At 66.6% G+C, this 24,417-nt stretch carries 18 protein-coding genes; 10 read left to right on the forward strand and 8 right to left on the reverse strand.

Annotated features, from left to right (window positions below; genetic code table 11):
- Window positions 1-4 precede the first annotated feature (4 nt).
- The 3 genes from ngcE to Rhe02_RS33415 are packed head-to-tail and all read right to left on the reverse strand — an operon-like array spanning window position 5 to window position 3,052.
- Window positions 5-1,381, reverse strand: coding sequence for an N-acetylglucosamine/diacetylchitobiose ABC transporter substrate-binding protein (gene ngcE / locus Rhe02_RS33405; protein WP_203912430.1), 1,377 nt, complete (start codon window positions 1,379-1,381; stop codon window positions 5-7).
- Between the two features lie 34 nt (window positions 1,382-1,415).
- The gene (locus Rhe02_RS33410; RefSeq protein WP_203912431.1) at window positions 1,416-2,141 is read right to left on the reverse strand and encodes a sugar isomerase domain-containing protein; all 726 of its coding nucleotides are present in this window, start codon (window positions 2,139-2,141) and stop codon (window positions 1,416-1,418) included.
- Complete coding sequence (locus Rhe02_RS33415) at window positions 2,138-3,052, reverse strand: MurR/RpiR family transcriptional regulator (RefSeq protein ID WP_203912432.1); 915 nt, start codon at window positions 3,050-3,052, stop codon at window positions 2,138-2,140. The genes Rhe02_RS33410 and Rhe02_RS33415 overlap by 4 nt, the downstream gene beginning before the upstream one ends.
- A gap of 155 nt (window positions 3,053-3,207) precedes the next feature.
- On the opposite strand from Rhe02_RS33415, the gene Rhe02_RS33420 reads away from it, so the two are divergent.
- From Rhe02_RS33420 to Rhe02_RS33460, 9 genes are all read left to right on the forward strand, one after another.
- Entirely contained in the window at window positions 3,208-4,464 is a 1,257-nt protein-coding gene (locus Rhe02_RS33420) for a sensor histidine kinase (protein ID WP_239124219.1), read from the forward strand.
- Complete coding sequence (locus Rhe02_RS33425; RefSeq protein ID WP_203912434.1) at window positions 4,455-5,102, forward strand: LuxR C-terminal-related transcriptional regulator; 648 nt, start codon at window positions 4,455-4,457, stop codon at window positions 5,100-5,102. Before Rhe02_RS33420 ends, Rhe02_RS33425 begins: the two co-directional genes overlap by 10 nt.
- Before the next feature lie 467 nt (window positions 5,103-5,569).
- Window positions 5,570-6,775 (forward strand): HNH endonuclease signature motif containing protein, encoded by a 1,206-nt coding sequence (locus tag Rhe02_RS33430; RefSeq protein WP_203912435.1) that lies wholly within the window; start codon window positions 5,570-5,572, stop codon window positions 6,773-6,775.
- A 652-nt stretch (window positions 6,776-7,427) separates the two neighbouring features.
- Window positions 7,428-8,213 (forward strand): alpha/beta fold hydrolase, encoded by a 786-nt coding sequence (locus tag Rhe02_RS33435; protein ID WP_203912436.1) that lies wholly within the window; start codon window positions 7,428-7,430, stop codon window positions 8,211-8,213.
- 45 nt (window positions 8,214-8,258) lie between these two features.
- On the forward strand, window positions 8,259-8,747 hold the full coding sequence (locus Rhe02_RS33440) for a hypothetical protein (RefSeq protein ID WP_203912437.1): 489 nt from the start codon (window positions 8,259-8,261) through the stop codon (window positions 8,745-8,747).
- Window positions 8,748-8,774: 27 nt separating this feature from the next.
- On the forward strand, window positions 8,775-9,584 hold the full coding sequence (locus tag Rhe02_RS33445) for an AAC(3) family N-acetyltransferase (RefSeq protein WP_239124220.1): 810 nt from the start codon (window positions 8,775-8,777) through the stop codon (window positions 9,582-9,584).
- Between the two features lie 73 nt (window positions 9,585-9,657).
- The gene (fxsA, locus tag Rhe02_RS33450; RefSeq protein WP_203912438.1) at window positions 9,658-9,831 is read left to right on the forward strand and encodes an FxSxx-COOH cyclophane-containing RiPP peptide; all 174 of its coding nucleotides are present in this window, start codon (window positions 9,658-9,660) and stop codon (window positions 9,829-9,831) included.
- A complete protein-coding gene (locus tag Rhe02_RS33455) occupies window positions 9,831-10,973 on the forward strand; it encodes an FxsB family cyclophane-forming radical SAM/SPASM peptide maturase (RefSeq protein ID WP_203912439.1) in 1,143 nt (380 codons plus the stop codon). Before fxsA ends, Rhe02_RS33455 begins: the two co-directional genes overlap by 1 nt.
- Window positions 10,961-12,781, forward strand: coding sequence for an aKG-HExxH-type peptide beta-hydroxylase (locus Rhe02_RS33460; RefSeq protein ID WP_203912440.1), 1,821 nt, complete (start codon window positions 10,961-10,963; stop codon window positions 12,779-12,781). The genes Rhe02_RS33455 and Rhe02_RS33460 overlap by 13 nt, the downstream gene beginning before the upstream one ends.
- On the opposite strand, the gene fxsT is transcribed toward Rhe02_RS33460, so the two are convergent.
- The 5 genes from fxsT to Rhe02_RS33485 form a co-directional block, all read right to left on the reverse strand.
- Window positions 12,750-16,700, reverse strand: coding sequence for an FxSxx-COOH system tetratricopeptide repeat protein (gene fxsT / locus Rhe02_RS33465; RefSeq protein WP_203912441.1), 3,951 nt, complete (start codon window positions 16,698-16,700; stop codon window positions 12,750-12,752). The two genes, Rhe02_RS33460 and fxsT, sit on opposite strands and share 32 nt — an antisense overlap.
- Before the next feature lie 37 nt (window positions 16,701-16,737).
- Window positions 16,738-18,057: a TIR-like protein FxsC gene (locus Rhe02_RS33470; RefSeq protein WP_203912442.1), complete on the reverse strand. Its 1,320-nt coding sequence runs from the start codon at window positions 18,055-18,057 to the stop codon at window positions 16,738-16,740.
- A gap of 92 nt (window positions 18,058-18,149) precedes the next feature.
- Window positions 18,150-19,877 carry an NAD-binding protein gene (locus Rhe02_RS33475; RefSeq protein ID WP_203912443.1) on the reverse strand — a complete coding sequence of 576 codons (1,728 nt, stop codon included), beginning with the start codon at window positions 19,875-19,877 and terminating at the stop codon, window positions 18,150-18,152.
- A 60-nt stretch (window positions 19,878-19,937) separates the two neighbouring features.
- On the reverse strand, window positions 19,938-21,569 hold the full coding sequence (locus Rhe02_RS33480) for a GMC family oxidoreductase (RefSeq protein ID WP_203912444.1): 1,632 nt from the start codon (window positions 21,567-21,569) through the stop codon (window positions 19,938-19,940).
- Between the two features lie 44 nt (window positions 21,570-21,613).
- Window positions 21,614-22,768: an acyl-CoA dehydrogenase family protein gene (locus tag Rhe02_RS33485; protein ID WP_203912445.1), complete on the reverse strand. Its 1,155-nt coding sequence runs from the start codon at window positions 22,766-22,768 to the stop codon at window positions 21,614-21,616.
- A 236-nt stretch (window positions 22,769-23,004) separates the two neighbouring features.
- Between Rhe02_RS33485 and Rhe02_RS33490 the strand changes: the two genes are divergently transcribed.
- Window positions 23,005-24,357 (forward strand): UDP-glucose dehydrogenase family protein, encoded by a 1,353-nt coding sequence (locus tag Rhe02_RS33490; protein ID WP_203912449.1) that lies wholly within the window; start codon window positions 23,005-23,007, stop codon window positions 24,355-24,357.
- Window positions 24,358-24,417 lie beyond the last annotated feature (60 nt).

The following is a 24,417-nucleotide window of genomic DNA, read 5'->3' on the forward strand; positions in this document are numbered from 1 at the left end:
CAGATCACCGCGTGTGCTTGGCGATCGAGGTGTCCTTGGCCACCGCGTCCGCTGCCTTCTGCACCCTGTCCGCCCACTGCTCCGGGTTGACCCGCTTGGTGAGCAGCTCGCCGGTCGCGTCGTCGACCGCCTTTGACAGGGGCGCGTACCAGGTGCGGAAGCGGTAGCTGAACACGTTGGGGCCGGCCGCTTTCACGGCCTGCGCCACACTGGACAGCCCGCTGGGCAGGGTCAGGCCGTCGGTCGCGCCGTTGACCACCGGCAGGGCCTTCGCGCTTTCCGCAAAGCCCCGCGCTACCTGCTTGGAGAACAGGATCCGGAGGAACTCCAAGCCGCCTTGAACGTTTTTTGCCTTGGCGGGTACCAAGAAAGACTCACTCGAGGCGGCCATAACCGCGCCGTTCGGGAGTTTGTCGGAACCCGTGAGCGCGGGAACGGTGCCCATCACCATGTCGAACCCGGCCGGCGTGACCTGTTGCTGCTCGCCTTCCAGCCACGACCCGCACGGGATGAACGCGGCCTGCCCCTTGCACCAAGCGTTCTGTGCCTCGGTGTGCGACAGCGCCTCGGACCCGGCCATGATGTGGCCGCGCGCGGCAAGCTGGTAGATCGCGTCGGCGGCGGCCAGCATCGCCGGGCTCTTCCACGCATTGGGTTCAAGGTTGTCGATCGACTTGACGAGGTCGAATCCGCCCGCCTTCGCGGCCAGGGAAACCAGCGGGTCGTTCATGTATTCCGGATACTTGCCCTGCCACGTCCATGGCGCGATGCCCGCCTTCTTGATCTCCTCGTTGAGCGTGAGCATCTCGGCCCACGTCTTCGGGAAGGTCCAGCCGTGCTTGGCGAACAGCGATTTCGAATACCAGACTCCCCACAAAACGGAGGAGTAGTTGAGGATCACCGTTTTTCCGTCGAAGGTGCCCTCGTCGACGACGCCCGGCATGAGCGTGTCGCGCACCTTCTTCGACGGGTCGTCCAGGCTGGGCGCGTCGAGCAGCTCCTTGAGGTCTTTGAGTTTGCCGGAGGAGACCAGCGTGGCCAGGTCGAGGCGGCCGGCGCCGCTGTTGTCGACCACGTCCGGCGGGGAGTCGGCGACAAATCGCGGCTGCAGCACCTCCCCCACCCGCTGGATGCCTTTCTGGTCGACCGCAGCTTTCGGATACTTCTGCTTGTATCGGTTCTGGGCGTCGATGGCATAGGCGTCGCCGTATCCGCCCTTGAAGATGACGACTTCGAGCGGCGTTTCGGCCGGCACGCCGAGGGGGTTCTCGGCACTGGTGTTGCCTTTGTTGGTGGTGTCGTCGGATGATCCGGCCGTGGCGCAACCCGAAAGGGTGGCCGCGGCGGCTCCGGCTAAGAGGACCCTTCTAGTAGGGTTCACAGGTCAAGCCTCTTTCAGTGAGGGGGGTCTTGATCTATGCGGTACGCCGGATGCGCCCGGCGTACCGCGCTTCCAATTGCAGGTTGTGCTCATATCCGCCAGCGATGTTGGCGGATAGGTAGATGGGCGGCGTGACACCGTCCGCCTCCAGCCGCGCTACCACCTCGGTGACGACCAGCTGCGCCAGCACCGCGGCGGTGACCGATGAGACGGCCCCGGTCTGGTTGGGCAGCAACACATCCCCATAGGGGGCACCGTTGTCGAGCACCACATCGGCGATTTCCGACAGCCGCTTTCCGCTGGGGTGGCGAGGCTGGGACCGGGCCGTGTGTTCCAGGGAGGTGACCGCGATCAGGTCATGCCCGCGTTCCTTGATGAGCAGGGCCAGCTCGACGACGAGCCCGTTGATGCCGGAGTTGGAGGCCAGCACGAAGACGTCCTCGGGCCGCACCGGCGCCAGCTCGTAGAGCCGGTGCGCCACCTCGGTGCGCCGCTCCAGGAGCTGGTCTTCGAGCACTTCGCGCGGCTCGCCGCCGTACAGGACGATGTCGCGCAACGCGATCCGGTTGGTCGGCACGAGCCCACCGGCCCGGCCCGCGATCTCCATCGCGAGCGCCTCGGAGTGGCCGCTGCCGAAAGCCTGGACCACGCCCCCGTTGCGCAGGCTCGCGGTGATGGCATCGGCGGCGAGACCTACGTTGTCGGCCTGATCCTGCCCCACCTTCCGAACCAGCTCGCTGATCATCTCCAGGTAGCTCATGCTTGTTTCCTCTTGGCTCTGTGGGACGTTGGCTCGTCGTGCAGGCGATGGGCCTGCACGGCGCGGGCGGTGATTTCGAAGGCCTCGGTGGTGCGCTCGTAGGTGCGCTGAGCCACCGCGACATAGATGAGGTCGAGTGCGACCAACTGGCTGTGCAGGGCGGAAAGCGCGGCGAGCCGGAAGGTGGTCTCGTGCACCGCCGTGGTCAGCACCACGTCGGCCGCCTCGGCCAGCGGCGACTTCTCGAAGGAGGTCACCGCGACGGTCAGCGCACCCTGTTCCGCCGCTTCCGCGAGCACCTCGATGACCTCGCGGGTGCGCCCGCTGTGCGACAGTCCAATCGCGACATCGCCCGGCCCGAGCAGTGCCGCGTTGGTGAGGGCTTTGTGCGAGTCCTCGCGATGCCAGCAGGGCACCCGGATGCGTTCCAGCCGGAAGGCCATCTCGCGGGCGGCCGTGCCGCTGCTGCCCAGGCCGAAGAGCTCGACCCGGTTGGCCTGCGCTATCGCGTCGGCGACCCGGGCCACCTGTTCGACGTCGAGGCGGGCCGCGGTCTCCTGGATGGCCCGCGCGTCGGCGCTGGCGATCACCCCGAGCACCCGGTCCAGCGGATCGCCCGGCTCGATCTCCCGATCGATGTCGGTCTCCCACCGCGCTTGGGCGGCCCGTCCGCTCTCGGTCGCGATCGCGACACGCAGCGCGGCATAGCCACGGAAGCCCAGTACGCGGCAGAAGCGGGTGACGGTCGCCGTGGAGGTCCCGGAGCGTTCGGCCAGGTCCACAATGGACGCCTGAGCCGCCAGCCCGGGATCTTCCAGGATCTGCTCGGCCACCCGCTGCAGGGCATCCGGCAGCGTGGGCAGCTCCATCCGCATTCGCCCGATCACACCCTGCACAACAATTCCCTTCATCGTGACCCTGTGATGAAGAAAATTACGATCGCCGAGCGAAATTGTCAACGCCGCATGTCAATAATTTTGACTCATCGGGGGTAGGGCTGGCCCTACCCCGAACCTGCCAGTTGGCCGGATCGATGCGGGGCTCGCCGACCCGTAGCGTCAAGGTCATGAGAAGTGTGCTGCACCGGGTCGGCGTCGACAGCCGCTATGCGCTGATCGGCTTCCCCACCGCCACGATCGCCTTCGTCCTCCTGGTCACCGGGTTCGCGGCCGGAATGGGCCTGATCCCCCTCTTCGGTGTCGGCCTGCTCGTGCTCGCGGTGACCCTGCTCATCGCCCGCGGCTTCGCCGATCTCGAGCGCTACCTGCTCCCCGAGGTCCTTGGCCGCCCCGTCGCCCGGCCCCGCTACCGCCCCGCTCCCCCCGACGCCGGTCAGATCCGCCGGCTGCTCAACCCCCTCACCAACGGCCAAACCTGGCTCGACCTGCTGCACGGCATCATCGTCTTCCCCTTCGCGATCCTCGCTTTCGTCATCACCGTGACCTGGTGGGCCGTGGCCGCGTTCGGTCTTCTCTACCCCCTCTACGGCTGGATCCTGCAACGCATCCCACCCGAGGACAACCAGGAACTGCCTGAGCTGCTTGGTTTCCCGGACACGCTGTTCGTCAACACCGTCTTCAACATGGCGGTGGGACTCGTTTTCGCGCTCACCCTGCCCATGATGGTGCGCCTGGTCGTTCTCATGAGAGCCGGCATCGGCCGTGCGCTGCTCACCACCCTGGCCGAAATGCACGACCGGATAGACGATCTGACCGAGGGAAGAGCTGCTGCCGTCTCGGCCGAGGCCACCGCGCTTCGCAAGATTGAAAGAGACATTCACGATGGGCCCCAGCAGCGGCTGGTACACCTGGCCATGGAGCTGTCCCGAGCCCAGCGCCAGATGTCCAAGGACCCGCAGGCCGCGGAGAACACTCTGGCCCAGGCGATCACCCAAACCCGGGAGACCCTCGACGAGTTGCGCACCCTCTCCCGCGGCATCGCCCCACCCATCCTCACCGACCGCGGCATCGCCCCCGCGCTGGCCGCCCTGGCGAGCCGTTGCACCATCCCGGTTCAGCTCGAAATCCAGACCGAGGAACGCTTCCCGGCCGCGGTCGAGAACACCATCTACTTCGTGGCCGCCGAGTCCCTGGCCAACGCCGCCAAGCACAGCCAGGCTCAGCTCTGCACGATCAGCCTGCGCCGGGTGGGCGACCGGCTGACTCTGATCATCGGCGATGATGGAGTCGGCGGCGCCCACGTCGCCAAGGGACACGGCCTAGCCGGCCTGACCGACCGCCTGCGCGCCGTCGACGGCGAGCTTGCCGTGCAGTCACCGCCCGGAGGGCCGACCGTGATCGGAGCTGAAGTGCCGTGCGCATAGTGGTCGCCGAGGACGCCGTGCTCCTGCGGGAGGGTTTGATCCGGTTGCTGGAGGAGTTCGGCAGCCAGGTGGTGGCGGCGGTCGACACCGGTGACGGTCTCATCGAGGCCGTCACCACCCACCGCCCCGATGTGTCCATTGTGGACGTCCGGATGCCGCCAACCTTTACCGACGAAGGCCTGCGGGCCGCCGTGGAGGTGCGCAGACTCCTCCCCGGATCCCCGATGCTGATCCTGTCCCAGTACGTGGAGGTCTCCTATGCCGACGATCTTCTCGCCGACGCCCGTGGCGCCGTCGGGTACCTCCTCAAAGACCGTGTCATCGACGTCGAAGACTTCCTCACCAGCCTGCGCACCGTCGCCGCCGGCGGCACCGTCTTCGACCCGCAGGTGGTGGCACAGCTGATGATTCGCCGCCGGCAAAACGACCCACTGGCCTCACTCACCCCCCGGGAACGCGAAGTGCTCGCCCTGATGGCCCAGGGCAAGTCCAATCCGGCCATCGGGCGCGAGATGGTCATCAGTGACGGCGCAGTGGAAAAACACATCCGCAGCATCTTCGCCAAACTGGGCCTGCACGCCGATGACGGCGACCAACACCGCCGGGTGCTCGCCGTCCTCACCTACCTGCGCGCTTAAACCCTTCCCTGCGCCGCTACGCCGTGGTCCCGCGCCGTATCTCCCGGCGGCAACGCCACGCCCGTGCGTGGTCACCCTCCAGCGGCTCCGCCGCCGACCCGCAGGCGCCAGGTCACCCTCAATTTCTCTCGGGCACCACCACTCTTCGCGGGTATGTCCAGTCCCGGCGGCGAGCCATCGGCAGCTCCCGTGCGGCACCGAAGGCCTATGCTCCCAACGCTTTTTCTCACATCGCACCCGTTTGCCCACCCCTTTGCCCCTCCCACCTCCGTCCCACGCCAGCACCACCCCTGCCCGCGCCCACACCTGCCACACCCATGCCAGGCGCCACCCCTGTCCGCCACACCTGCGCTACCGCGCCCTTACTGGCACCGCCCTGCCTGCCACGTCGCGCTTGCCGCGCGCCGCCCGGTATCCGCAAGATCCATGAATCGGAAATTGTCGGTGGGTCTGGATAGCCTTATGACATGTTCGATGCGGGGGTTGTCGAGCGTTTGATCGCCAGGGCGCGTGCGATCTCGCAGGCGTATGCGGCTTTCTACACCGAAGCGGTCGCGGTGGCCGACGCCACCCCGGTGGCCGAGTTCGCGGGGTTCGAGATCTCCTGCGCGCTGGTCTGCACTCCACGATCCGCCGACATTCAGCTGGAACTGGCCCAAAACATCGTGCGCCGTCTCCCGGCAGTGCACACGGCGATGACCGCCGGTGATGTGGACCTGGCCAAAGCGCGGGTGATCGTCGACGGTGTCAGCATCCTCGACCTCACCCTGGCCCGTGCCATCGTGGCCCAGATCCTTCCCCTGGCACCGGGTTTGACCACCGGCGAGCTACGCGCCCGGCTGGCCAAACTTGTCATCCAAGCCGACCCTGAGGCCGCAGCCAAACGCCGGCTCGCCCAGGTCCGGCAGCGGCGCGTCGAGTTGCAGCCCACCGAGGACGGCTGCGCCAACCTGCTGGGCCTGAACCTGCCCGCCGAGGATGCTCTAGCCGCAAGCAATCGGCTCACCGCCCTCGCCCGTGCCATCAAGAAGGCCGGAGACCCACGCAGCCTCGACCAGCTACGCGCTGACACCTTCCTCAACCTGTTGCTAGGCAACACCACCGGCGGCACAGGTTCCGGTGGAGTGGAGCTGACCGGCGACCTGGAAATGCTGGCCCGGCTAGCCGACAACCCCGGCCACCTCAGCGGCTACGGCCCGGTCATCGCCGACATCGCCCGCCAAGTCGCCCAACAACAACGCCAGTCGCCATGGACATTCACCATCCGCGACCCAGCCACCGGCGACATCTTCACCGGCACCACCCGCCACCGCCCCCACCCCGACAGCACTACCCGGCGCGACCACACGACCAGCGGCACATCCACCAACACCACCCGCCGCCACGCCACCCGACGCCACCCAACCGAAGCACTGGCGCGGCACGTGCGCGCCAGGGACCGCACCTGCCGCGCCCCAGGCTGCCGCCGCCCCGCCACCCACGCCGACATCGACCACACCATCGCCTACCACCTAGGCGGGCTCACCATCGCCAGCAACCTGGGTGTCCTCTGCCGATACCACCACCGAGCCAAGCACGAGGGCTGGTGGCTACTGGTCCAGGTCAGGCCGGGGGTATTCGTTTGGCGCAGCCCGCTAGGCCGCCGTTACACCGTCTACCCCGCCGCACCTTGAGCCAACGTTGCCGGGGAAAAATCCCCGTCGATATCGCATCATCCGCGGCCACGCCGCAGCCACGGGATGGCAGGCCTAGCGCAGGCAAAGCCGTTGGCGCGCAAGGATGCCTGGCCGCCACAGCTGCGCCAGGCCCGGCCTACGGCGGACGTCGGTGCGATGGCTGGCTGTGGAACTGCGGCAGATCCGCCGGGGGCGCGGGCAGCTCTCCCGGTGCGCCGGCATTTGCTATAGGGAATCCGGCTGGGGGTGCGGAGATTCCGGCGGAGGCGAAGGCGGAGGACACCTCGAAACCTACCCAAGTCATCGGCACCGGGACCGCTGACAGCTGCACCTCGGAGGCGGCGACCGCCGGATTCTCTACGCGGGCAAGCCTGTCTATATAGTTAACAGCGCCTTCGGTGGTTCGGCGGGCCAGGGCGGCATCTGTTCCAACGGCGGCGCACTCGGCACCATCGGTGTTCCCTGGGTCGTCCTCAACAGTGTCATGACCCACAACTCGGCCATCGGCAAGGGCGCGAACCCGGCCCGGCCCGGCTCCCCCGGGTGGAGGCAGCGGCGGGGCGGTCTTCTTCGTGAGCAACGACCGCTTCCTCGGCGCGCGCAACCCCACCATCGCCGGGTCCACGCTGCGCTAATACCCTCGGCCCCTATGACCGATCTTCGCTCCTCCGACGGGACCCGGCTCGCCCTGCACGACTTCGGCGGCGCAGGCGAACCTGTCCTGCTGCTGCCGGGGCTGTGCGGCTACGCGGGCGAATGGGCGGCCACGATCGCCTTTCTCCGATCGAACTTTCACGTCTATGCCTTGGATCCGCGCGGTCACGGCGACAGTGAAACCAGACCGGCCGACGTCTCGCGGGAGGCGCACGTCGCGGACACGACAGCGGCACTTCATACGATCGGCCCCGCGGTCGTCATCGGCCAGTCGATGGGCGGCCACACCGGCTTTCTGACCGCGGCCGGTCACCCCGAGCTGGTCACGCGGCTCATCGTGGCGGAGTCCAGCCCGCAGGGGGTGGGCGAGGACTCGGTGAAATCCGTGGACGGCTGGCTGGCCGGCTGGCCGGTACCCTTCCCGGACCTGGCGGCCGCCGCTGAGTTCCTCGGTGGCGGGCTGGTCGGCCAGGCCTGGGCCGGCGGCCTGGACCAGCGCGGCGACGGCTGGCACCCGCGCTTCGAGCGCGACGTCATGGTCGCCACGCTCGCGGCGATGGTCGAGCCCCGATGGGCCGAATTCGCGGCGGTAACCTGCCCGACCCTGGTGGTCAAGGGCGGCAATAGCGAGATGGCTACCGCCGAGTACGAGCGAATGCGAAAACACCCGATAGTGTCCGCGGTCGAGATCCCGGGGGCCGGCCACGACGTCCATCTCGACAGCCCAGACCCGTGGCGCTCAACGGTAACCAAGTTTGTCACGTCCACTTTGCACAGTTAGGTGACATTGCGGCCCGATCCGGGCCGGGCGGCTAGCATGTGAGGTGTGACCGCCATCGGAATCACCGGCCACACGCGGCTCTCCAAGGACAGCCAGCTGCTCATCATGGAGGCCCTGCGCGAAGAGATCCGAAGGGAGCCGGGCCCGGCCGTGCACGGCGTGACCTGTTTGGCGGCCGGCGCCGACCAGCTCTTCGCCGAAGCCGTTTTGGAAGCCGGGGGCACTTTCGAGGTCGTCCTCCCAGCGAGAGACTACCGCGACGCGGTCATCGCCGAAGACAACCGATCAGACTTCGATCGACTGCTGGCCAAGGCTTCGTCCGTCTCATACATGCCTTTTACCGAGTCTCAGCCGATCGCGTACCAGGCGGCAAATGAAGAGCTCGTGCGGCGTTGCCAAAGGCTGATCGCGGTGTGGGACGGCCAGCCCGCCGGGGGGCAGGGCGGCACCGCCGAGGTGGTGAGCGCGGCCCAAGCCGCGGGCATCGAGGTCAGGAGAATCTGGCCTGATGGTGCAAGCCGCGCTGACACTTGATCAATGTTCTGGTCTAGAGTGTGGCCGGTGACCGCACCGTTGCCGACCGAGTCGATGGCTTCGAGGGCCTCGCTTGCTCGCGACTTCCGTCGGCTTGGGCTCAACGCCGGCGACACGGTGCTGGTGCACGCGTCATTGCGATCCCTGGGCTGGGTTTGCGGCGGAGCGACCGGAGTGGTGCTCGCCCTCACGGATGTGCTCGGTCGTGAAGGGTGCCTCATAGTTCCGGCCCAGACACCGGATAACCGCGATCCGTCGCGGTGGGAGAATCCTCGGGTTCCGGAATCCATGTGGGACGAGATCCGTGACCACATCCTTCCGTTCGACCCGAAGCGCAGCCCCGCGCTGGCGATGGGGCTGATCGCCGAACAGGTGCGCACGTGGCCCGGAGCGATCCGCAGCCGCCACCCGCAAACCTCGTTCGCCGGCATTGGCCCTGCCGCGGAGAAGCTGCTCGCCACCCACGAGCTGAGCTGTCAGCTCGGGCACGAGTCACCCCTCGGTGCCCTCTATCGCGCCGATGCTCGATTCCTGTTGCTGGGGGTCGGGTTCGATCGGTGCACGGCATTTCACCTCGCCGAGTACAACCTTCCCGGCCAGGTGACTCGCACCAACCGGTGCGTGGTGCGCAAGCGCGGCCAGCGAAGGTGGGTCGAGTACCAAGATATCGATCTTAATGCTGGTGACTTTGCCGCGCTGGGCAACGATTTCGAGAACGACCGGTCGGTCAGTGTCGGCACCGTAGGTTCCGCCACCGCTCGACTAGCGTCCGTTCGCGACGCGGTGTCCTATGCGGAGGGCTGGTTCATGAAAAATCGCCACCGCACCCCGAGCTGAGTGTCGAAGCAAGTAATCAATCTAGTGGTTTATGGTGTGCCCAGCATACGTACTTAGAGAGTGAGTGGTTCCCGTGGAGACTACGGAGCCGGACATCGACGGTTACCTCATCAAGGTGGATAACCTGTCCCTTGGCGAGGTGCTCATTTCGCAAGACACCGCCCTGACCGAAGCCTTGCGGCGGTTGCTGGCGGACAATGCGGCCGACCCGGCCAGGGCGATATCGGCCTTCAACAACTTCATCTGATGCCCGCACGGCCCGCCATCCGGCAGGTGCTCCTTAAGGTGCACAGCCGGTGCAACTTGTCGTGCACCTACTGCTACATCTACACATTCGCCGACCAGACCTGGCTGACCCAGCCAAGGTGCATGTCTCGCGAGACGATAGACCTTGCCGCCAAACGGATCGCGGAGCACGCGCTGCTTCACGAGCTGGCCGAGGTTCAGGTCATTGTGCACGGCGGAGAGCCGTTGCTTGCCGGAGTCGCGGTGCTGGACTACCTGGCGACGACGATCCGCATGCAGGCGCCGCAGTCGACTCGGGTGGCTTTCGGGCTGCAGACCAACGGCCTCCTGCTCAATGAGGAGTTCTTGGCGCTCTTCCGAAAGCACGGATTCCGGGTCGGGGTGAGCCTGGACGGCGGGCGGGCCGACAACGACCGGCACCGCCGGTTCGCCGACGGCCGCGGCAGCTTCGACGGCGTGGCGGCCGCGCTCGAGACTCTGCGCAAGGAACCATCGGTGTACAGCGGCATTCTCGCCACCATCGATCTGCGCAACGACCCCGTGCAGACCTATCGGGAGCTCGCCGGCTTCGCCCCGCCACGGATAGATTTCCTTCTGCCCCATGGCAACTGGGAGACTCCTCCGCCTGGGCGCAGCCCCGGTGGCCAGGACACCCCCTATGGGGATTGGCTTATCGCCGCCTTCGATGAGTACTACACCACGCCGACCGCAGCCCGACCCAGCGTTCGGATTTTCGACTCGATACTGTCGCTGCTGATGGGTGGACCGAGCGGAAGCGAATCACTCGGGCTGGAGCCGGTAGATCTGCTGACCGTGGAGACGGACGGCTCGATTGAACAGGGCGATGTTCTCAAGACCGTCGGCGTCGGCCAGGCGGCAACCGGCATGCACCTGACCACCCACTCCTTCGACGATGCCCTGGAGCACCCCGGATTAAGGGCGCGTCTTGGCGGCCTTGCCAACCTTGGCCCCCAATGCCGCCAATGCCCCCTGGTCAAGGTTTGCGGTGGCGGGCATTACGCGCATCGCTTCAGCCCTGACAACGGATTCAGCAACCCCTCTGTCTACTGCCCCGACCTGACTGTCCTGATCGGACACGTTCGCGCCCGGGTGCTGCGGGATCTGCAGCCATGCCAACCCTGACCCACAGCCTGGGTGCTGCCCACTTCGCCGCCCTCGCCTCCGGCTACGGCGACGCCGAGTGTCTCGCCCTGCTCCGCGCGGGCCAGGCCAGCCGCAGGCGGCTGCTGCTACGGGCCGTCGCGGAGGCGGCGCCGACGGCCCACGATGGGCTCAAGTTGCTCGGGCGGGTCGCGGTGACCGCACCGAAGATCGCCGAGGCGGCGTTGCGCCATCCCATGCTTGGTGTTTGGGCTTCCGGCTGGCTTCGCCAGGAGCCCGGCGACACCGGTTATCTGACCGGCCTGGCCGCGGCGGCCGCGGCGCGGGCGCAGCTGCCGTTCCGGATCAGCATCAGGACGATCTCGGGCGCGGTGGCCTTCCCGGGGTTGGGGGCGGCGCACGGCCTGGCCGCTACCCAGGCCGTCATCAACGGCACCTCCGCCGCGCTGGTCGTGGCCGGGCGCGAAACGATAGTCGAAGTTCCTAGCCCTTTCACCGCAGACGTTCCCGGCTGGTACGCGCTGAGGAGCCCGGCGCAGACCGAGGCGCCCTTCGGCGTGGACGACCTGGACCCCTATCGGGACTGCTTCGGCTGGAGCGTGGAGCCGCGCCTCACGAACCCGACAATGGGCAGCTTCCAAGCGGCGATCAGCCTTGCCTGGCAACATATCCAGGCCCACTATCCGCGTCACGCCGAGGCGATGCAAGGAAGCCTGACCACCCTGGTGCCGCTGCAAGGGGTGGACGTGAGCGCGGCGTCGCGGCTCGCCTTCGGCGCGATCGGCGTCTGCGTCACCGACGATCCCGACAATCTGGCGCTGTTGCTGATTCATGAGTTCCAGCACATGAAACTCGGTGCGCTGCTTGACATGGTGCGGCTGCACGCCGACGCCGGGCCGGCCATTCACTGGGCGCCGTGGCGCGCCGATCCGAGGCCGGTGCCCGCACTCCTCCAGGGAACCTATGCCCATCTTGGTGTTTGCGACTACTGGCGGACGAGGCAGCACACGGCCCCCGCCGTCCACACCCGTCACGCGCGAATCGAATTCGCTTACTGGCACGCGCAAACCTCCCGGGCCGCCGTCACGTTGGCCGAGTCGGGAGAGCTGACCGAGGCCGGTTTGCGTTTTGTCGGTGGGGTCCAAGAGTCGCTCGCCGAATGGGAAGGCGACCTCGGCGAGGAGGAAGCCGGCGCGGTCGCGGAAGACCTCGCCGATTCCGCGGCGGTGACCTGGCGGCTGGCCAACCGCAAGACCGACCAGGAAATCGTTCGCAGGATGGCGGCGCTTTTCCGGGCCGGTGCGCCGTGCCCGCGGCTGCCGGCCGTGGCTGTGGAAGCTGGTTGTCCCGCGGGTGCGGCCAAGCCGACGCCGCTGGCCATCCTGCTGCGCGAGGCTCTGACCAACCCGTCGGTGGCCGACGCCGCACCAAGCCCGGCCATCCCGGGCCTGCCCCAGCCCACCAGCGCCGATATCGCCTATGTACGAGGCGACTACCGCGCCGCATCAGCCAGCTATCGCGATCGGATCACCCGCGACCGCCCCGGCCGCCCAGGCGAAGGTGGCGCCACCGAGCACACCTGGGCCGGCCTGGCGCTGAGCCTGCGGCGCCTGGGCCGCAGCGACTCCGGCCGGCCGGCCGGACTGCCCGCGCTGGGCCGGCACACCATCTCCTCGGCCGCCGACGCGGCGACCGCTCTGATCGAGCGGCCCGAACTGGTCCGCGAGATCACCCGAGAGACCCTGGCCGACCCCGTGGCGGTCGCCGGATGGCTCGCGCCACGGGTGACGGCGGAGCTTAGGGCGAAGGCGGGTCGAAGTCGCAGTTGAGCCTGTTGCCCGCCATGACGGCCAGGGTGTTCGGATGCTCGGCACCCAGAACGCGGGTCACCCGGCTTAGCGCGTCGTCGCCGTAGAGCTGCGCCTCCGCCTCATCGCCCACCGCCCGCGCGCTGACGGCCAGATTGTGTTGCACGGCAATGGTATCCGGGTGGTCCTCGGTCAGCACCCGGCGCATCTGGCGGAAGGTCTCCGCGTCGAGCGTTCGGGCCAGCTCGTAGTTCCCTCTTTCGAACTCGTTGTTGGCCATGTTGATCGTCGACAGCAGCGTGTAGGGGTGCAGCGGGCCGAGCAGGTTCTTGAGCCCTACCACCGCTTGCTCCGAAAGCGTTACCGCCTCCTCGATGCGGCCCAGCTTGAGCGCGAAGATGGCCAGGTTGTTGGCCGCGCCCAGGGTGAAGGGGTGGTTCTCGCCGAGCGCCTGCCGGTAGCGCCGGTAGACGTCGGTGCCGGTCTGATGGGCCTTTTCGTTGTCGCCCAGCGCGGAGTAGTCGGCGGCCAGGTTGCAGGCGCAGGCAAGGGTTTCGGGATGCCGGGCCCCCTGGAGCTCGGTGAGCGCGGCCAGGGTGCTGACGTTCAGCTCGAGGGCATCGCGGAACCGGCCCAGCTTTCGCAGCGCGATGGCCAGGTTCCTGGCCGTGCGCTGCGTCTCGGTGTAGCTCTCGCCGAAGATACGGCGGTACTCGATGAGCGTCTCCTCCAGCCGCCGCCGCGCACCTTCGTAGTCGCCGAGCTCGCGCAGGTCGCGCCCGAGGTTGTTGGCAGAGAACAGAATGTAGGAGTTTCCCTCGGGGAGCACCTGACGCCGCTTCTCCAGCGTCTCCTCGTCCAGCCGGCGGGCCGCCTCGAAGTCACCGACCAGGCGCAGCGAGACGGCAAGGTTGTTCGCCGCCATGAGCGTGCGCTCGTTCAGATCGCCAAGCTCCTGCGTGCACAGGTCGAGTGTTTCCTGCTGCAGCTCGCGTGCTTGCAGGTAGTTACCGAGCGCCCGCTGGTCGGCGGCCAGACTGCTCAGCGCGAGAATCGTGTGCGGGTGGCGCACCCCGAGCTGATCGCGCAGCCTGGTGTGCACCTGCTCATCGATCCTCAGCGCTTCTTCATAGCGCGCCTGGGCCCGCAGCGAGTTGGCAAGGTGGAAGCGCAGCTGCAGGGTCTGCACGTCGGCCACGCCGTCGGGCTCGGCCTCCCACTGCGCGACCGCTTCCTCGGCCAGCTCCGCCGATGCGGTGTAGTCACTGATCTTGTAGAGGAAGCGGGTGAGGTCGAGGATCAGCTGGCGCACATCGCGGTTGGTCGAGCCGAGCGCTCCCGATAGCGGCAGGTGCACCCGGATCTCGCGATAGGCCGGCCAGTTCCGGCTGTCGTCGGGCTCGCCCGGGTTGGCCGCCGCGAGCACCTCCTGCACGATGCGCTGGTTCTCGAATGCCTCATCCGGCGGCAGCGTGGCCCGGATCACCGCCTGGACCAGCCGGTGCAGCTGGATGGTCGGCCCGGCCGAATCTATGCGGGCCAAGGCGAACCGGCCGATTTCGCGGATCATGTGACCGCGCAGGATCGGGTCGCGCAGCAACGGGTCGAAGTGGAGCAGCGCCTCGATGAACCGCTTGGACTTCTCCCCGATCACCAGGGACATCGGGATCGGCTCGGGTGAGAAGAAAGCGCAGATCTCCAAAAGCTTTGCCGCTGCGGGCGTTTCACGCTTGAGCCGCTGCAGGGAGACCGTCCAGGTCTTCGCGGCCGACTGGTGGTAGCCCAGCGGCAGGTGCTCTTCGAGGATCCGGGGCAGCTCGGTGTCGAGGAGGGTGAGGTATTGGCTCACCGCCATGCCGGTCGCCGCGAGCCAGGCGCCGGCCTGCTCGATGGCGAGCGGAAGGTCACCCAGATTGTCCGCGACGAGGTCCAAATCGGACTCAGGCGAGTTGGGCAGCTTCTTGCGCAGCAAGGCGATGCTCTCGTCGCGCTGGAACACGTCCAGGGGGAGCATGCTCGCCGCCGGCTGCTGCGCCCAAGCCTGGTCGCGCGAGGTGACCAGAACATGGCCGGATCCGGAGGGGATGTAATTCTGGATCTCACTCGGATCGCCCGCGTTGTCGAAGACCAGCAGCCATCGGCCGTAAGGGTCACCGCTGCGCAGCGCTTCGAGCACCGCCGCGACGTTCTCCTCCACGCTTTCCCCGGCGGGCAGGGCGAGTCGCTCGGCCAGGCCAGCCAGACCCGAGCGGACAAGGCCCGGCTGCTCGGCCGAGATCCACCAGATCACTTCGTAGTAGGGGGCGAAGCGGTAGGCATATTCGAGCGCGACCTGTGTCTTGCCGACGCCGCCCATTCCGGCCAGCGCCTGCACCACCACGGTCAGGTTGCCGGAGAGCTCTTCGCGCAACAACTCCAGCGCCGCCGAGCGGCCGGTGAAGATCGCGTTGCGCTGGGGCAGGTTGGAGATGGGCACCGGAGTCTTGGGGAACCGGGGCGCGCCCTCGATGATCTGCGCATCACCCGGCATGCTCGAGGACAGGTCCAAAGCGGTCAGCAGCATGTCGCGGGCGCGGTTCTCGGTGCTCGCATCGCCCAGCTCGACGATGCCGCGCTCGGGGAACTGGGCGGGCAGCCGCACATTGTCAAGCCGGACCGGGATCAGGAACGGCCCGCTCTCGCCCGGGTCGCGGTGCACGGCCAGCTCCCACATGGCCGTTCCGCGTTCTGTTCGCATGTATTCGTGGGAAAGGAGCATGAGCGCCCGGCTGGCCGTGCCCAGCCCGCGGGCGAACTCCTCGGTGTCCGCACGTTCCACTTCGACCATGGTGACCCGGTTGGCCGCGGGCACGACCGACCTGATCCATTCCGCCCAGACCCGATCCACCGACGCATAGCCGATCAGGACATGCCCGGGCAGTGTCTGCTTTGGACGCTCGTATTCGGCCAGCAGCCGGCGGCGGGTCCGCTCATCCATCGGCTGCAGGGAGGTCACCGCGCCGTTGGTAATCACGTCAGCCAATCGCTCATAGGCCTTGAGCAGCGAATACTCCTGGTGCGGCCGGTCGCCGAAGGGTGCCAGGATCTCCTCATAGGCATAGAATTTTTTGTACGGGATCTCGATGTCGCCCCAGTAGTGGTTCAGAGCTTCGGGGCTCAGCCCACTCAGGAATCGATCGAACCGCATGCGGGCAAAATCCCGGCCCGCCTCCAGCTTCAGCAGCTCGCCGTCTTCGACTCGCATCGGTACCGGCAAAATCCTGATCTTTTCATTGGTGCGCTGCGCCTCGATCGACTGGGCCACCACCGCGGCGCCCTCGATGCTCTGGGTGCTGAACGTGAAGCAGTCCACCACGATGTCGGGCAATGTCACCGTGCAGATCCCGGCGATGTCGGAAAGCCCGGTGCGGCTGTCGATGAGCACGTAGTCGTAGCGGTTGCGCAAATCGTCGCGCAGCGCGCTGAGGAATGCGCCACCGCCGAGCCGGGTGTAAAAGTTGCCCCAGTCGAAGGTGTTCACCGCGTCGCCGTAGCCGGGACCCTGCTGTCCGGCGGGCAGGAAGTCGAGCCCGCCCGGCGCTGGAAAATCATAGGTCAGCGAGAAGGCGTGCCGCGACACGCGCGCATAGTCGGTAAACCAATTCGGGTTTCTGTCGTCGGAATGCCGTTCCAGCGTGGCGTCGGCATAGTCACGAACCAAATCGATCACACCGGTGGACGAACGCAACTGCTTGTCGACGAGGAACGGATGCAGGTAGCGCTGAAGCCCGGGCGACTCCAGGTCCCAGTCCACCGCCAGCACCCTTTTGCCGTTGCTGGCAAGGATCCAGGCGACGTTGGCCAGAGCCATCGTGCGCCCGGTGCCACCCTTGTAGGAGTAGAAGGTCACGATCCGGCCGCCGCTGCGCTGACCCGCTGACGCGCCTCTCGTCGGTTCCATCGCGTGGGTCCTTTCGATTGGAAGTCTTTCGGGGCGGTTAGCCCATGTGGTCGGGTCCTGACTCGGGCAGGTCGAGCATCGGCTGCAGACCGGTAGTGTCCGGAACGTCATTTCGAGGGGTACCCAAAACATACATTCTGTTTTGCGCCACCTTGAGTGCCACCCGCAGGTCGGCCTCAAATGCATCCAAGCTCAACACGCTCGTGCGAAACATGCGATCGTCGCCGTGGGCGTAACGGTTGACGAAGACCTTGCGCAACTCATTGGACAGTCGCTGCCAATGCCGCCGCGTCTCCTCGTCGTCGCTGCTGCTGGGCACCATCACGGCCGGGGTGGGGGCTTCGTGCTCCTCGGCGGCCATGGAGTCGCACTCCACCAGCGCCCGGCGATGATCGGTGAGCATGGTGGCCCAGGCGTCGACCAGAAACACCACAAGCTGATTGTTTTGCTTCGCCAGCTCGATGCGCTGATCAAGATCGTCGATGCTCGCGATGCCGCACTCAAAGCTCTGCTCGCTGGCAACCGTGCGCGCCGATTCCGCGATCGCCTTGTAGAGCGCGGAGTCGGCCGGAGGCGGGTCGGTCTTGGGCCTGTACGGTGCCCACTCCGGGCGGGTCTCGCCATAGAAGGTGAGGTCCTCACGAATCTTCGACTGGGAAACCTCTTGCTTGCTTGGCGCCGCCACGACGAAGTGCACGTAGCGCGAAGTCGCCGGGATCGCATCGGCGCCCGCGCGGACGGCAGTGGCGACATCGGGATCGGCGAACGCGCTGGGAATGCTGTGGAACTCCATCTGCCCGGTCGGCTTGGGCAGCTCGTGAGTCTGCGACTGATCGACGATATGTTGCGCAAGCAGTGAAATCGCCTGAATGTAGGCGTCGCGCAACTGTCGCAACCGGATCAGCTGGCGCAGACCATCCTGCTGGTAAGCCGGATCGAGCCTGCTGTTGTCGTATTGCCGACTTCTGGCCCGATCGGGCATCACCCTGGTCGGCAACCACAGCAGCGGGATCAACACCGGAACGTTGGGCGAACCACGCTCCTGCTCATAGCGTTTGAGCCGCTCCTCGAAGACCCACCACTCCTTTCCGCAGGCCTCACTGCGAAAGTAGCGGGGGGTGCAGAGCGCGATGAAAGTGTGGCATTCACTCAGCGCGGTGACCAGTTTGCGTGGCCAGCTCGAGCCCCACTCAATGCTGCGCCTGTCAAGGAAACCAACCTCAGAGCCCGGGGGCAGCCCTGCCCGATCACACACCTCTTTGGACAGATCCTTGAAGAGCTGTTCGACATCTTCCCCCGCCATATCCCGGGCATAGCTGAGGAAGAAGTAGTAAGTGTTGCTATTTGGCACCGCCACACCAGCCCCCAATGCCGGCCCGAAGCGTCATAGTATCCATTGGCCGCCACCTCGCGATAGAGGCGAATGTGTCCCAATGGGCAGGTCGTGCTTCAAAGTCGCACGATCCGGAAGCCCGCCGCCGCCAGGATTCCGGGCATGGATCGAATCGCGCGATAGTTGGGCTGGCGAAGCTGATCGGGCATTTCCGCCCAGGGCACCATTCCCGGATGAAGCCGGCGCTCCTCCTCCGGCTCCGGCCCGTGCCGCCAGCCCTGCAGAGTTCGGCTGGCCAGCCAGCGCTCGTGCTCGTCCTGTGCCAGCAGCTCGATCTCCGGCTCGGTGAGCTGATGCTCCGGAGTGGTGCCAACCCTGGGCGCGAGCACACATCCGATCAGGCGCAGTTTGCGGCCGAAGTCCTCGGCCTGGGCCCGGTTCGCGCAGCGAAGGGACTCGGGGAGCAACTCCCACGGCCGCAACGAGGCTCGGTCCTCACGGTCCGAGTTGGACAGCTCCGCGCGCAGATAGGTGTCGTGCACCACCCGTGCCAGTCTTTCCACCAGATCCTGCTGAATCAGGTCTGGGTCGGCCGCCTCCTGCACCACGCCGAAGATGCGCAGCCGGCTGGTCAGCTGATCGAACTGCGCGCCAAGACTGTCCTCGAACACGTCGTGCAGCCCGGCCAGCCTGTCCAGCCGCACCGCGATTTCGCGAGGCAGGTTGGGGGGAAGCCACTCCGCGATCAGCGCCGACTTCAGCGCCTTTTCTCCGTCGTCGTCACAGATAAATATGCGATCGGGTGGTTCCGTCGGCCAGCCTCTGGTCAGCAGCGAAGAGAGATCGTCGTTGTGAACTTCAAAATCGGCAACATCGGCCAGGAATGGGTACCGGCTGGAGAGCTGCTCAAGCACGGCGCTGGCCAACGGATCGACGAGCATCAGCGACAGCCGCGGCAGTGGGAACATGGCGCGGCCGGTCCAGTAACGGGCCAGCTCGATCACGAGCGCGCGGCCGAAGGTGGTCAGCCCGGCCACCAGCACCCGCGGCGGCGTGGGCGAGATCAGATCACCGAGCGGGCGGTCGAGGCACAGCTTGCGCGCCGCGACATGGTCGGCGTGGAAGAAATCAAGGCGTGACCCCCGCGTCTGGGCCGGGCCGAGATATCGGGCCTGCAACGTCAAGCACAGGTCGGAATCGGAGATCTGGGCGTAGACCCGCAGCGGCACCCGGGACGGGTTGCGTCGCCTTCCAGCGGCCAGCGCGATGGCCGTGTTGGTGGCGCTGTCGTGGGTGCACGCGTAGAGAGAGGAAGCGCGGCGCACCCCCGCGGCCCGCAACACCAGCGGGTCGCTGGGGTCACCGGTCACCCACAGCGTCCGGCGGCGGCCGGTCAGGAACGGCTCGGCCTGCTGGACCAGAACCACGCGCTCCCCGGCGGCCCGAAGCCGGCGGGCGATCGTCGCCGCGAAGACGGTCTGTCCACAAACGATGGCGTGCGATCGCGCCCGGCGGGTACGCAGCCTGCGCACCTCGGTGGAAAAGATGAGCCGGCTCGCCTCGACCAGGGCATAGATGGTCACCATCGGCGCGGCGAAGCGCGCGAACTCCATCGCCGGTGACAGCGAACTGCCGTCGGGGACCTGCGGCGTCTCCAAGACAAACAGCTGCAGGTCGGCGTAAAGAATGTTCCAGCGCTGTTGACCGAACGGATCGTGCGGCGCGACCAGCTGGGCTATCCCCCAATAACCACAGATCAGCGCGGCGAGGCCAAACGCGGCGAAGAGAAGGCGTAACAGATTGATCCGTCGAGGCTGGCCAGGCCCGGAGGGAGAGTAACTCAACTTCTACCTCCACCACCGACGATCGAGAGATCTATAATGCTCTACCGATCCGGAGGCTGGCTACCCCTTGGCGGGTTTGCCGAGGATGAGGTCGGCGGCCTTCTCGCCGATCATGATCGATGGGGCGTTGGTGTTGCCACCGGTGACCGAGGGCATGATCGACGCGTCGGCGACCCGAAGTCCTTCCACGCCAAGCACTTTCAGCTGCGGGTCGACCACCGCGCGGGTATCGGCGCCCATTCGGCAGGTGCCGACCGGGTGATAGACGGTGTGGACGAAATTGGGCAGCGCCCGGCGCAGACCGGCATCGGTGAAGGTCTCCGGCCCAGGCCCGATTTCGCCTTTATTGTCACCGGTTCCGGCCATGATCTCGCGAATCATGGCAGCCCCCTCGATCAGCACCTCGGTGTCCTGCGGTTCACGGAGATAGGCCGGGTCGAACAGGGGCGCGTCAAGGGGATCGCTGCTGCGCAAGCGCAAAGTGCCGCGGCTCTTCGGATAGATGAGCGTCGGGAACACGGAGAGGCCGGGCCGGGAGGTGGGCGGCGTGACACGTTTGCTCGAGTCGTCCTGGTTCGGCATCGGGTACACCCAATAAAGGCTCATCAATTGAAGATTGGGGATGCCGTCCGCGTGCGAGGTGCTCACGAAGCCCGTCGTTTCAAAGGACGAATGTCCAGCCCAGGTGCTTCCGTCCTTACGCCGCCGCTCGCGGGCGAGGCCGCGCAGGAAGTAGATCGGCTTTGGACGGTGCAGCGCCGACTCCATCCGGTAAGACATCGGCAGGAAGAGATGGTCGTGAAGGTTGTCCCCCACCGGCAGGTCGGCCACGGTCTTGATGCCGTGCTCGGCGAGGTGGGCGGCGTGACCTATACCCGACAGCATCAGCAACTGCGGTGAGCCGATCACGCCCGCGGAGAGGATCACCTCACGGCTGGCCCTGATGATGTCGCGATTGCCCTTCTGATCGACGGTCTCTATACCCACCGCGCGGGTACCTTCAATGACCACCCGGAGCACCTGAGTATTGACGACGACGGCGAGGTTGGGCAGCGGATTGTCGTGCACATAGCCCTGTGCCGAGGAGTAGCGCAGGCCCTTCGCGGCGGACTGCTGGATCGGGCCGATGCCCTCCTGCTCGACGCCGTTGTAGTCGTCGTTGAGCGCTATCCCCGCCTTGGCCTTGCACGCGTCCAGGAAGGAATGGCTCGCCGGGGTCAGGTCCCGCTTGACCGTCACCTTGATCGGCCCACCCTGGCCACGCACCTCGCTGGCGCCACCCTCGAAGTCTTCGAGTCGCTTGAAATATGGCAGGACGCTGTCGTAGTCCCAGCCCGTGCAGCCTTCGGCCGCCCAGTCATCGAAGTTGCGCCGGTTGCCGCGGACAAAGATCATGCCGTTGACCGAGCTGGATCCGCCGAGCACCCGGCCCCGAAACTGGGGAATCTCCCGATTGAGCACGCTGCTCTGCGGGACCGATTTGTAGCCCCAGTCGAAGAGCTTCTTCAGCTGGGGGGTCGAATGCATGACGTTGATCGATCCGGGCGTCTGGAAGAGCATCTTCGCCAGCCCCTTGTCGTCGGGCCTTCCGGCCTCGACGAGCACCACGTTGACACCCTGTTCCGCGAGCCGTCTCGCCACCGCACAGCCAGCGCTGCCAGCTCCAACGACCACATAATCGGCCTGCGTCATGGCGAAAAATATAACGTGTTCTAGAAATTTGGGATAGCCCCGAGCTAGATCACGCCCTTCAGCAGCTGGCGGGCCATGACGATGCGCTGCACCTGGTTCGTACCCTCATAAATCTGGGTGATCTTCGCGTCGCGCATCATGCGCTCGAGCGGGAAGTCCTTGGTGTACCCGTACCCGCCGAGCAGCTGGACCGCGTCGGTGGTCACCTGCATGGCCACATCGGAGGCGAAGCACTTGGCCGCGGCACCGTAATAGGTCAGGTCGGCGTCACCGCGTTCGGAGCGCGCCGCCGCGGCGTAGGTCAGCTCGCGGGCCGCGGTCAGCTTCATGCCCATGTCGGCGAGCATGAACTGGATGCCCTGGAAGTCGGCGATCGGTTTGCCGAACTGCTTGCGCTCCTTGACATAATCAAGGCCCGCGTCGAGCGCGCCCTGGGCGATGCCCAGCGCCTGCGCGGCGATCGTCACCCGGGTGTGGTCGAGGGTCTTCATGGCCGTGGCGAAGCCCGTTCCGGGGGCGCCGATGATCCGCTCGGCGGGGATCCGCACCCGATCGAGATAGACCTCACGGGTTGGTGAGCCTTTGATACCGAGCTTGCGCTCGGGTGCGCCGAAACTCACGCCCGGATCTGACTTCTCCACGACAAACGCGGAGATGCCGCGGGGGCCGACGCCGGGCTCGGTGACCGCGAAGACGGTGTAGTACTCGCTCACACCGGCATTGGTGATCCACCGCTTGACCCCGTCCAGGATCCAATGATCGCCGTCACGGACTGCCCGGGTGGTCATCGCGGCGGCGTCACTTCCCGCCTCCGGCTCGGACAGGCAGTAGGAAAACATGCCGGTTCCGGCGGCCACCGGTGCCAAATACCGCTTTTTCAGCTCCTCCGAACCGGCGAGAAGAAGGGGCATGGTTCCAAGCTTGTTCACCGCGGGTATGAGCGAGGAGGAGGCGCACGCACGGGCCACCTCTTCAATGACGATCGCGGTGGCCAGAGCATCGGCTCCGGCGCCGCCGTACTCGGCGGGAATGTGGGGGGCGTGGAAGTCCGAGGCCCGCAATGCCTCGTAGCTGGCCTGCGGAAACTCGCTCGTCTCATCGGCTGTCGCCGCGTTGGGGGCGACCTTGGCGGCGCAGACTTCCCGCACTGCCTCACGCACCGCGATATGCTCCTCCGACAACCGGTACATATCGAACATGAGTACTCCCTAATACTCTAGCTACCGACGAGTAGCCTAACGCCAGTTCAGCCAAGGTACATCCCATCGCTCGAGGTAGGCTTCCGGGCCCTTGTCCACGAGGGCGTAAGCTCGTCACTTGTCTCGCCCAGCAGCGTGCGAACCCCCACAGAAGACGAACGGAGATAAGCGTGACGGTCCCTTTCGCTGGACATCCCGCACCGGTTTCCCCGCCGTCGGGTGCCAGCAGGCCCCGCCTGACCTTCCTCGGCACCGGTTACCTGGGCGCGACCTACGCCATCTGCTACGCCGAGCTCGGCTACGAGGTCCTCGGGTTCGACCCGGACGTGGACAAGATCGAAAAGCTGAGCGGCGGTGAGGTTCCGTTCCACGAGCCCGGCCTTGACGAGCTGCTGCGCAAGAACGTGGCCTCTGGCCGGCTGCGTTTCTCCACCTCGTACCAGGAGACGGCCGACTTCGGCGACGTCCACTTCATCTGCGTGGGAACACCCCAGCGCGCCAACGGGCTCGGCGCCGAGCTGGGTTACGTCGAGACATGTGTCACGAATCTCGCTCAGCACCTCACCCGCAAAGCGCTCATTGTGGGCAAGTCCACGGTTCCGGTAGGCACGGCCGAGTGGGTTGAACAGCTTGTCGGCAAGAACGCCAAACCCGAGCTGGGCATCGAAGTGGCGTGGAGCCCGGAGTTCCTCCAGGAGGGCTTCGCGGTCGATGATGTGATGCGCCCCAACCGGATAGTGGTCGCCACCAAGACCGACTGGGCCAACTCGCTGCTGCACGCGGCGCACAAAGGCGTCTTCGATCTGGCCGCGGTGGAGGATCGCGAAGTGCCGGTGGTGAACACCGACTTCGCCACCGCCGAGCTGGTCAAGCACGCCGCCAACGCCTTCCTCGCCACCAAGATCTCCTTCGTCAACGCCATGGCCGAGGTGTGCGAGGCCGCGGGCGGCGACGTCACCGCGCTGTCCCGGGCGCTGGGCCACGACCCGCGCATAGGCAACCGCTTCCTACAGGCGGGGCTCGGCTTCGGTGGCGCCTGCCTGCCCAAGGACATCCGCGCGTTCCAGGCGCGCGCGCAGGAGATCGGGGCCGGCGAGGCTCTGCGCTTCCTGCACGAAGTCGAGTTGATCAATCTGCGTCGCCGTCAGCGCGTGCTGAACCTTGCCGCGGATCTGCTCAGCCGCCGCTACGGGCCGGCCGGGCCGGACCTGTCCGGTGCCCGGGTGGCCGTGCTCGGGGCGACCTTTAAACCGAACACCGACGATGTACGCGACGCCCCCGCCCTCGCCGTGGCCGGGATGCTGGCTCGCGCCGGCGCGGACGTTCACGTCTACGACCCGCAGGGCATCGAGAACGCCAAGCGCGCCCTGCCCGACGTCACCTACGCCAAATCGATGGTAGACGCGGTCACCGACGCCGAGCTGGTCTGCGTGCTGACCGAGTGGGCCGAATTCCGCAACGCCGACCCGGTCGTACTGGGCGACGTCGTCGCCGCCAAGAACGTCATCGATGGTCGCAACTGCCTCGATGTTCCCACCTGGAAGTCCGCCGGCTGGACCATCCGAGCCCTAGGCCGCCCCACCGTCTGAACGCGACACTCACTCACGTTGCTTCGCGCGCGCCAGAATCGCAGCGCCGCGCCACTGTCC

The sequence above is a fragment of the Rhizocola hellebori genome (genome assembly GCF_016862955.1).
GTDB classification, from domain to species: domain Bacteria; phylum Actinomycetota; class Actinomycetes; order Mycobacteriales; family Micromonosporaceae; genus Rhizocola; species Rhizocola hellebori.